The sequence below is a fragment of the Nautilia sp. genome, assembly GCF_053994455.1.
The window spans coordinates 22,320-32,489 of record NZ_JBMYAU010000129.1 but is presented as its reverse complement, the minus strand read 5'-3'; the positions used below and the strand labels follow the sequence as shown (position 1 = coordinate 32,489).

Annotated in this window: 8 protein-coding genes and 1 pseudogene; 6 read left to right on the top strand and 3 right to left on the bottom strand. The window is 37.3% G+C overall.

The window, feature by feature from the left end; all coding sequences use genetic code 11:
• The first annotated feature begins 100 nt into the window (after positions 1-100).
• Positions 101-766 (top strand): response regulator transcription factor, encoded by a 666-nt coding sequence (locus tag ACXJIE_RS09060; protein WP_456480651.1) that lies wholly within the window; start codon positions 101-103, stop codon positions 764-766.
• On the top strand, positions 759-1,919 hold the full coding sequence (locus ACXJIE_RS09055) for a sensor histidine kinase (protein ID WP_456480650.1): 1,161 nt from the start codon (positions 759-761) through the stop codon (positions 1,917-1,919). Before ACXJIE_RS09060 ends, ACXJIE_RS09055 begins: the two co-directional genes overlap by 8 nt.
• Here ACXJIE_RS09055 and ACXJIE_RS09050 read toward each other — a convergent pair.
• Entirely contained in the window at positions 1,904-2,260 is a 357-nt protein-coding gene (locus ACXJIE_RS09050) for a diacylglycerol kinase (protein WP_456480649.1), read from the bottom strand. The genes ACXJIE_RS09055 and ACXJIE_RS09050 overlap by 16 nt on opposite strands.
• The gene (locus tag ACXJIE_RS09045; RefSeq protein ID WP_456480648.1) at positions 2,257-3,864 is read right to left on the bottom strand and encodes a phosphoethanolamine transferase; all 1,608 of its coding nucleotides are present in this window, start codon (positions 3,862-3,864) and stop codon (positions 2,257-2,259) included. The genes ACXJIE_RS09050 and ACXJIE_RS09045 overlap by 4 nt, the downstream gene beginning before the upstream one ends.
• 258 nt (positions 3,865-4,122) lie before the next feature.
• Between ACXJIE_RS09045 and ACXJIE_RS09040 the strand changes: the two genes are divergently transcribed.
• Entirely contained in the window at positions 4,123-5,055 is a 933-nt protein-coding gene (locus tag ACXJIE_RS09040) for a magnesium transporter CorA family protein (RefSeq protein WP_456480647.1), read from the top strand.
• A gap of 115 nt (positions 5,056-5,170) precedes the next feature.
• Here ACXJIE_RS09040 and ACXJIE_RS09035 read toward each other — a convergent pair.
• A pseudogene (locus tag ACXJIE_RS09035) lies at positions 5,171-6,577 on the bottom strand (chloride channel protein).
• Positions 6,578-7,062: 485 nt separating this feature from the next.
• Between ACXJIE_RS09035 and ACXJIE_RS09030 the strand changes: the two are divergent.
• The 3 genes from ACXJIE_RS09030 to ACXJIE_RS09020 are packed head-to-tail and all read left to right on the top strand — an operon-like array spanning position 7,063 to position 10,169.
• On the top strand, positions 7,063-8,172 hold the full coding sequence (locus tag ACXJIE_RS09030; RefSeq protein WP_456480646.1) for a bifunctional 2-C-methyl-D-erythritol 4-phosphate cytidylyltransferase/2-C-methyl-D-erythritol 2,4-cyclodiphosphate synthase: 1,110 nt from the start codon (positions 7,063-7,065) through the stop codon (positions 8,170-8,172).
• A complete protein-coding gene (locus tag ACXJIE_RS09025) occupies positions 8,153-9,016 on the top strand; it encodes a DNA-binding transcriptional response regulator (protein WP_456480645.1) in 864 nt (287 codons plus the stop codon). Before ACXJIE_RS09030 ends, ACXJIE_RS09025 begins: the two co-directional genes overlap by 20 nt.
• Positions 8,994-10,169, top strand: a complete 1,176-nt coding sequence (locus tag ACXJIE_RS09020; protein WP_456480644.1) for a sulfate adenylyltransferase — start codon at positions 8,994-8,996, stop codon at positions 10,167-10,169. Before ACXJIE_RS09025 ends, ACXJIE_RS09020 begins: the two co-directional genes overlap by 23 nt.
• Position 10,170 lies beyond the last annotated feature (1 nt).

Sequence of the window (10,170 nt, the reverse complement as noted above, 5' to 3'; positions counted from 1 at the left end):
CTTTATGAGCATACAACCTGAACTTATTTTAACCGAATTTTAACATTTTTGTACTAAACTTTGTATAATTTAATATTAGTATGCCAACAAAGGAGTCGAAATGAAAATCTTATTAATCGAAGACGATGAAAAAATCGCGAAAATAATCGAAGGGGGTTTCAGAAAAGTAGGTTACAGAATAGATATAGCAAAAGACGGAGAAGAAGGCCTTTACATGGCCCAGAACAACAATTACGACGTATTGATAGTGGACTGGATGCTTCCTAAAATAAGCGGAATAGAACTTCTTAAAAAACTTAAAAAGGAAAAAAACACACCCGCCCTTATTTTAACGGCCAAAAGCGACATCGACGACAAAGTGGAGGGGTTAAGCGTCGCGGACGATTATCTCACCAAACCTTTTGAATTCGAAGAGCTTATAGCAAGACTCAAAGCCCTTTACAGAAGAAGCCACAATCTCAACGACAACATAATAAAAGTTGCCGATTTGGAGCTCAATCCCGACACCAAAGAAGTAAGAAGAGCCGGAAAACTCATAGAACTGACCGCCAAACAGTTCGAACTTTTAAAATACCTTATGATAAACAAAAACAAAATCGTCAACACCGATATGATCCACAGCAACCTTTGGGAGATGGACGATGAAATAAACTCAAACGTAATAAACGTTTACATTTCTCATCTGAGAAAAAAAATAGACAAAAATTTCGATAAGAAACTGATTAAAACATACAGGGGAATGGGATTCAAACTCAGTGATGAATAATCTCAGAAACACCCTGTTCATACAGTTTGCAATAGTCGTATTTCTGTTAATAGCCATATTTGAAGGGGCTTTGATTTTTTTTCTGATAAGCTCTTTCAATATGCACCTGAAAGACAAACTCGTCATAATAGCCACGGAAATTTCAAATGAAAAGTTCGACAAACACAGTCTTTTAAAACTGCAGCACAAACACAAGGTTTATCCGTTATTCATAAGAATAATAAACAGAAAAAACCCTTTTATAATGCAAAAGGACAACAAAGAGATAGAAGGTTTCGTAACCCAAAAAATAGACACCCCCACCGGCAAAGAGACTCTGCTGATTTACAATTACGTAAAAAACAACAAAATCATACAGGTATCCACCGTAATCTCCGGCAACGACGACAAAATACAGATAGTAAAAACCATCTCCCTGGCCATTTCGCTGTTTATATATTTAATCGTGCTTTTATTGGGGTACAAGTTTATAGACAAGGTGGCAAACAACATCGAGGATTCTTTCAGACGTCTTAAAATATTCAATTCAAACGTCTCACACGAACTAAAAACCCCTCTCACCATTATGAAAGGGGAAATCGAAGTGGCCCTTATGCACGGCGAATGCGACGAAAAAATGCTGAAAACCCTTTTAAACGAAATCAACTATATAAACGAAATAACCGATAAACTTCTCTTTTTAACAAAAAAAGACTCCCTCAATAAACAGAATTTCGAAGAAATCGATCTTGAAGACGTCGTTTTGGAGCTTTTTGAAAAATATTCAAACAAAATTTCCATCAATCTGGATATAAAAGAGGACGAATACACCCTAAAAGGGGACAAAACCCTTTTAATGATAGCGATTTCCAACCTTATAGAAAATTCAATAAAATACGGAGCCACAAAAATTGACATTTCGCTTGAAAAAGACAAAAACAAAATCGTGTTAAAAATAAAAGACAACGGTATAGGAATTCCGAAAGAAAAACTACCTTTTATTTTCGACGAATTTTACAGGGTGGATGAAAGCAGAAACAAAAAAATAAAAGGTTTCGGCCTCGGCTTATCCATTGTAAAATCTATTATCAATCTCCACAAAGGCAAAATAACGTTACACAGCGACGGAAAAGAAGGTGTGGAGGCGGTAATAGAGTTTTACTGCCAGAAGTAAATTATGACACAAAGCCACACACCTCCGCTGAAAAACAAAGAAAGCATAACCGCCGCAGCCGCAGCGTCTTTTGCATATTTCGCAAGCTCATGATATTCCTGGGTCACCATATCCACAACCCTCTCCACAGCGGAATTTAAAAGCTCCACCGTCAGAGGGACAAGCATACTCAAAATCAGAACGATTTTAGCCCACAGCGGATAAGGCAACACAAAGGCGATACACCCTAAAAAGAAAAAAAAGAAAACTTCGATTTTAAATGAGGTTTCCTTTTTAAAAACCTCGGCAAACCCTTCCCTTGCATAGGCGAAATTTTTAAAAAAGCTGTATTTCGGTTTCATTTTTTAATCCTGCATCTGTAAAATATATCCTTCTTAGGATTATACACTTTTGTTTTTACATCCACAAGACCCAAAAGGGTACTGAAAAGATTGTCCTGCGTATAAGGTTCGGCCGCGAGTTTTTTGACACACGTAACGTTAACATCGAAATTTTTACCGAACCATGCGACGCTTGCAGGGTGTTTTTGAACATCCGGAGCTATAAAGTAGGGAAGCCCGTGCAGATATATTCCGTTTTCCCCGAGGCTCTCCCCGTGATCGGCCATATAATACATTGCGACTCTGTAGTTTTTTTCATTCTTTTTTAAAAATTCTATAACTTCGCTTAAAAATTTATCCGTGTATAAAATGGTGTTATCATAAGCGTTTACAACCTCTTGCCTTTTACATTCCTGAAGCTGGTTGCTTTTGCATACGGGTTTGAATTTTTCATACTTCTTCGGATACCTTTTATAATAAGCCGGACCGTGGGAGCCTTTCTGATGCAAAACGATAAAAATAGGTTTTGAATTGTTATGTTCGTCTATCCATTTCTGCAAATTGTATAATAATACTTCATCATGACATTCAAATCCGTTACAGTAAGGCTTGATATGCACATGCGTAAAATCTTCGTAATTTTTGATCCTTGAAGCCACTCCTTTTGAATCGGAATTGTTTTCCCTCCATAACACATTTACCCCCGCCCTGTTTATCACATCTATCACAGAATCGGTGTTTTTCGCCTTTTTATCGGAATACTCGCTCCTGTCATAAGGGGAAAACATACACGGCACACTTACCGCCGTTTCCGTGCCGCACGAATGGACGTCGGGAAAATCTATAAGCGTCTTTATCTTTTCGAGCTGCGGATTTGTGTCTCTTTTATATCCGTTTAAAGAAAAATGATCATACCTCGCCGCCTCCCCCAGCACAAATATGACAAGTTTCGGTTTCCCCTTTTCCTCTATATGCGCATCCGTTCCTATATGTCTGAATTTTACGGGGGAGGTGAAATATTTTTCGTTAATGTATTTACCGAGAGAATAAATATAAAAAGCCGGATTGGTGTACATTCTCAGGGTTTTGTGGCTTCTGAAAAAACTCACCCAGTATTTGGAAAAAAGAGCATACAGCACAGGCACCAGTATAATGTTGAGTGCGATTACCTTTACCCTTAAAAGCAGTTCCTTTTTAAAAGAAAGCTTTTTAATACGCACCTTCCAGACAAAAACCGAAGGAAGTATTCCGAGGAAAAAAAGATGTAAAAAAAGATTTAAACTCAAAAGGTCGTAAACTTCTTTCGTATCCGTTTCAAAAATATTCTGAATCATTTTATCGTTTATTATCGTTCCGTACGTCTGCATATAATAAGCCGCCGCCGCGGAAACAAGAAACAAAACAACCAGTAAAGGTTTTATCGTATATCTGCTGGAAACAAGTATAAGCAGTGTCGATATTACGATATACAACAGTAAAGCAAGGGCGATTATGAAAAAAACGTTGCCGAACGCCTCATATGATTTTTTAAAAAAAACGTAATTGTCAAAAACAACCAAAAAAAACGAGGATACGAGTATCAGTCCCACCTGAGTCATTTCTATTTTTAAGTTTTTAAGTTTCATTTAAAGCCTTTTGCAAATCATCCGTTTAACATATTCGGGAAAGTATTTTATAAAAATATTAAAATTTTTCAAATTTAGGAATCCAAGCCGTTTTTTTTTAATATTTCGTAACTTTTATATTTTTTGAGATTATATGCAAGAGCAGTTAAAAATAAGTTAACTTTTTTTTGTATAATTATAAAAGATTTAAAGCAAGGTTGTAGAGGCGATATAAATAAAAATTATATCTCCTCTGCAACCTCCAAAAGGAGGTGTGTTGTGTTTATATTCACCGACAAACTTCAACAAACGGAAAACATCCGCTTAAACGAAGAAAAACAGATAATATTTTCAACGGTCGACAACAAAAAAATTATCAACTGGCTCAAAAGCCATTCATTTCCGGAAAGTTTCATAGAAGACATACAAAGCGAAGATCAGTCCATAACGTATGAGGAAACCGAAAATTTCAGGTTTTTAGTACTGAAATACATCACTTTCGACGAAGAGGAAAACCTTTTGTACGACGATTCGAACGTAGTGTTTATTATAACCGAAAACAAACTTTTTATTCTGGCGGAAGAGAGGGACATCATAGTCGAACTTGCGAAAAAATTCGCAAAAAGGCGTCACAAATATAAAAATTTCGAATATCTTTTATACCAGATTGCGGATATTTTAATAGATAACACCATTTTAATCATCGACGTAATAGACGAGGCCCTTGAAAATCTCGAAGATTCGATTTTCCATGAAGACATCGAAGAAGACGAACTTCAAAAAGACATCTACTACGCCAGACGGACACTTAACAGAATCACAAAAGTTTCGATTCATGAAAAAGACGTTTTAAACAGAATGTACCACAGATTTGAAAACGAAATTCAAAAACAGTTAAAATACGAATTTATCGACCTTAACGAACACTTAAAATACCTTATCAACGAATCAAAAACACTCCTTGACAGAACGGGTTATTTACTAAACCTTCATATGGGTATCCTTTCAACCAAAATGAACAAGGCAATGCAGCGCCTTGCGGCAATCTCCCTTATTTTCCTGCCTCTTACGTTCGTGGTTGGAAATTACGGAATGAATTTCGAATATATGCCCGAACTTCACTGGAAATACGGCTATTTAATGACATGGCTCGTTAACATCGGCATAGCGGGAAGTATATGGCTTTGGCTTAAAAAGAAAAAGTGGATCTGATTTGGTAAAACTTCAAATCTCTTTTATATTTTCCTCCTGAATTCTCAGTTTTGCAAACGTCTGAGAAACAGGGATAAACTCTTTTTTATAACATCTATACTCTCTTTTTTACCAATCAAAAAACCTCATCTTCCTCTTTTATGGAATTGATAACGGAATTATGCAGCCATTTTCCGTTTCTGAAAACATACAGTATCTCCACACCTCTGTATTTTTTAAACATTTCCCCTTCGCTAAGTTTTACGTCTTTTGTACAAGTACCGAAAAAAACATACCTGTTTTCCCCTATTTCAACCTCTTCACCCTTTTCAAGGAGATCTATTATATCCTCTCTTTGAATAACCGCTTTTTTTAAATTCAGTATTTTCGAATGGCAAATCAGTATATCCCTCACTTTATCCATCTGATAAGAAATGGAATACTGTTTATTTAAAAGCTGCGCTTCATAAAGTGAAATATATTTTGGTTTTATTATTCTCACAAGCAGATTATGCACGATATATACACTCAGCACACCAAGAGTCGTAGGGGCAAGTAAAGAATAACCTCCCGTCATTTCCACAACCATTACAATCGTGGCAAGAGGCGTTCTTGCAGCGGCCCAGAAAACCGCCGCCATCGCAATAACCACAAAAGCCCCCACGGGAGCGTGCAAAGAAGAGCCCAAAAACGCTCCGAGCATTGCACCTATAAAAAGCGACGGCACAAAAACACCGCCGCTCCCACCGCTTCCCACGGTAAAAGAAAAAGCGAAAACTTTAGCTATCATTAACGCTATAACAAACAAACCAATCATATTACCATTTATACTCTCCTGTATAAATCCGTAACCACCGCCTAAAACTTCCGGAAAATATATTGCGATAATTCCGACAAGCAGGGCACCGATTGCCGGTTTAAAATGGGGTTTGATCTGCAAATTTCTGAAAATATCCCTTATTCCGTAAAAAATATTAGGCAAAAGCAGTGCAATCATTCCGCTCATTATTCCCAAAAAAACAATTTCAAAATATGTTTTTACATCGGTAATAGTAATTTGAGGCACATAAAAAATAGGTTCCCACCCGAACAAAAACCCGGTAATCATATAAGCTATTAAAGGACCGAAAAGCAGATATATAAGCTCTCTTGTCTCAAATTCGTTATCGGCATACAGCACTTCGATTGCAAATATAGAAGTCCCAAGCGGCGCCTTAAACACCGCGCTAAGCCCACTTGCCATACCGATAAGCACATAAATCTGCCTTCTTTTCCATCCGACTTTCCAAAAATCGGCATATCACGAACCGACCCCCGCGCTGAACAGTGCCGTAGGCCCTTCCCTTCCGGCGCTTCCTCCCGTTCCTATGGTAACGGCGGAAGCGAGTATTTTAATCGGAACTACAATCCATCTGATATATCCGCCCTGCCTGTGAAACGCACGGATAACCGTATCAGTCCCGTGACCTTCGGCTTCGGGGGCGAAGGTGTAAACCAAAAAACCTCTGACAAGCCCGCCCGTGACAATTACGGTTAAAAGCATAAGTGTGTTTAATTCGCCGCTGTGCTGGTAACTCTCAAGCAGTTTTAAAGTATCCTGAGGAAGATACCCGACTAAATATTCCAATGAAAATTTGCTTATAAAATGCAAAAGGATGATAAATATCTGAGCACATACCGAACCGATGATACCGATTATAAACGTATCAATTATTAAAGCATAATCTTTTTTTATTGTTAGCCTTTTGTGTAGATTTTCTATATTATAAAACTAATTTAAAAAAAAAAGATATATTTTGGTACTGACTAAATAAACTCAACAAGCGTGCAAATTTTTTAACACTTCGAAAAAGCTAAAAAGTGCAAATGCAAGCGCCCTTCGGGTTAAGTGCACTTTTTTTAACGCTTTTTCTCCGTTAAAATTTGCAATTGTTTCACTTTATTTAGTCAGTGCCCGTTTTTACTGTTATTTACAATTCGTAACATTTTTATGTATAATTTCGTAACACCTTTACTAAAGGAAACAGTTTGGACGTAACTTTAATCGTTTTAAGCGCCGGCAATTCGTCGAGATTCGGATATCCGGTAAAAAAACAGTGGATGAGAATCGGCGATAAACCGCTATGGCTGTATGTGGCCGATAAATTCAACACCTTTTATTCTTTTAAAAAAACAGTATTAACAGCAAATAAAAACGATGTAAGATTATATGAAAAATTATGCGATTACACAATTGTCGCGGGTGAGAGTGAAAGACAATTTTCATTAAAAAACGCCCTTAAAAACGTAACAACAGAATACGTAATGGTAACGGACGTTGCAAGGGCGTGCGTTCCGGAAAAAATCATTAAAGCAATTCTAAACAATCCGGCCGAGTGTACGGTACCCTTTATAAAACCCGTGGATACGATCGTTTATCAAAACTCCACTATCAATAGGGATGAAGTGAAGCTCATCCAGACTCCTCAGCTCAGCCGTACGGAAACATTAAAAAAAGCCCTCGAAAACGACCGTGTTTTTACAGACGAAAGGGCGGCTATAGAAGCGGCGGGAGGAGAAATCAGATACATAGAAGGCAGCGAAGAGAGCAGAAAAATAACATACTTTAAAGATCTCAACCTCCCATGCCTTACCCCTCCTTCAAAAAACATCTTTACCGGAAACGGTTACGACACGCACACATTCGAAAAAAACAAAAAAATGTTCTTAGGAGGGGTGGAAATAAACTCCCCTTACGGACTTAAAGCTCACAGCGACGGAGATGTGGTAATACACTCCCTAATAGACGCCCTTTTAGGCGCTGCCGGGTTCGGGGATATCGGGGAATTCTTCCCCGACAGCGATATACGCTACAAAAACGTCTCAAGCGTTAAACTTTTAAAAGAAACCGTAAAAACCCTCACTTACACGGGATTTGAAATAATAAACGCGGACATTTCGATAATCGCCGAAAAACCGAGGCTTAAGGAATATAAAACAAAAATACAGAGGAATTTAAGCACTCTTTTAAACGCGCAGGTAAACGTAAAGGCCACAACGAACGAAAAAATGGGATTTGTGGGCAGAGGCGAAGGAATAGCCGTAATATCCTCAGCAACATTAAAATACAAGGACTGGTATGAAGATTATAATCGTTGAAAACGAACTTTATCTCGCACAGAGCATTCAGAACAACCTCAGCGAAAAACTGAACGCAAAATGCGAAATATTCGCCTCGTATGACGAGGCGTTAAACACGGACGGTGACGTTTTTATAGTAAATACAAACCTAAAAGGCAATATCGAAAAACTTATAGAAGCGAAAAAAGACAAAATCATAATATTATTAGCCCCTTACGTAACCTATACGAGCGTGACACAGCCCATACAGATGGGGGCCGACGATTACCTTCAAAAACCGTTTTCAATAGAAGAGCTTATAAGAAAAATTGTACATTTGAGGGAATATTATTCATTAAAAAACAAAACACAGAAAATGCAGAATTTCATAGAGCATATTCTCGAAGATATAGAAATAGAAAAAAAATACGAACTTACGTTTCCCCTTTTTATAAAAACGAACTTTCCGAAAGCCATAGATAAAATAGTTTTCGAATATGCAAAAAACAATAACTGCGACATAAAGCTTATAGACATACAGACCATCGACATAAAAGAGATAAACAGCAAAGAAACGCTGTATTACTGCAAAAACTTCTACGACAACCCGGAAATAATAAACATTCTTTCAAAATACGACACCATAATACTTGTACCGAAAGATTTTGAAAACCGTTACCCCCATTATAATATCTTAGAACTCGAAGTTTCGAAAAAAAGTTTTTTAAACGACGAAATACTTTCGATAGAAGATTATATAAAATTCATAATTTTAAACCATCAGCACAAACTTCCCGATACGGAACTCAGCAAAAGACTCGGTATTAGCAGAAAAAGTCTGTGGGAGAAAAGGAAAAAATATGGCATTTTCAAACAAAAATAAGATTTTTATAGACAAAGAGGCATATATAACCCTCGCAATGGTACAGGCAGGGCTTTTAAATCCCATTGACAAACTTATGAACAGCGAAGAGGCCAAAATTGCGGACACACAGAAAAAATACAAAAACAAACCGGTGCCGTTTTCTTTTATACTGGCCCCCTCAGGAAGAAAAAACGAAGAAATATTAAAATCGAATCCGAAAAAAATAGAGCTTTACTGTGAAAAGAAAAAAATAGGCGAAGTGGAAGCCGAGGAAATTTATGAAATAGATCCGCTCAAAAGGGTGGAAACGATTTACGGTACGAAAGACGCCAAAAACTATCCCCAGGTCGCAAAAACATTAAAAAGACTCGGCCGTTATGCAATTGCGGGAAAATTCTGGGTGGAAGACAGCGGTATAAAAAAACAGATCGACTTTATAAAAGAAAAAACAAAAAACCTTCAAAACGTGGTGGGTATGACCATGCACGCAAAACCAATACACAGGGTTCATGAAAAAATTATGAGAAGCGCCATAGAAAAAAACGACATACTCATAATATTTTTAATAAAAAATATGCAAAACGAAGAGGTGCCGTACAATTTAAGATATGAAGCCCTCTCAAGCGTCGTGGAAAATTATTTTCCCAAAGACAAAATAATAATAGTGCCGCTTTTAAACACCTATATTTTTTCGGGTGTAAACGAAGCCATACTTGATGCTATGATTGCCAAAAATTTCGGATGCAACAAATTTATAATGGGACAGACACACAAAGGGCTCGGAATACATTATGAGGCGAACCACTTAAAAAGCATATTCGATTCTATGGATCTCGACATTGAAATAGAAACCATTAACGAATATGTTTACTGCGACCAGTGCAAAACGATAGTAAGCGTCAATTCCTGCCCGCACGGCAGCCACCACCACATAAGCTATCACAGCGATTCCATATTCGAACTCTTAAAAACGGGGCTTATGCCTCCGACGATTCTTATGAGAAAAGAGATAAGCGCCAAATTTTTAGCAAAAATGTACCCGGACAGGTTTGCGAACCTTCAAAAACTTTATTACGATATATCCCCTAACAAAGGACTTATCGAAAAAAACAAAGAAGAGGATTTTTACATATCTTTAATGAAGCTTTATCAGACAAGCTCGCTTACATAGG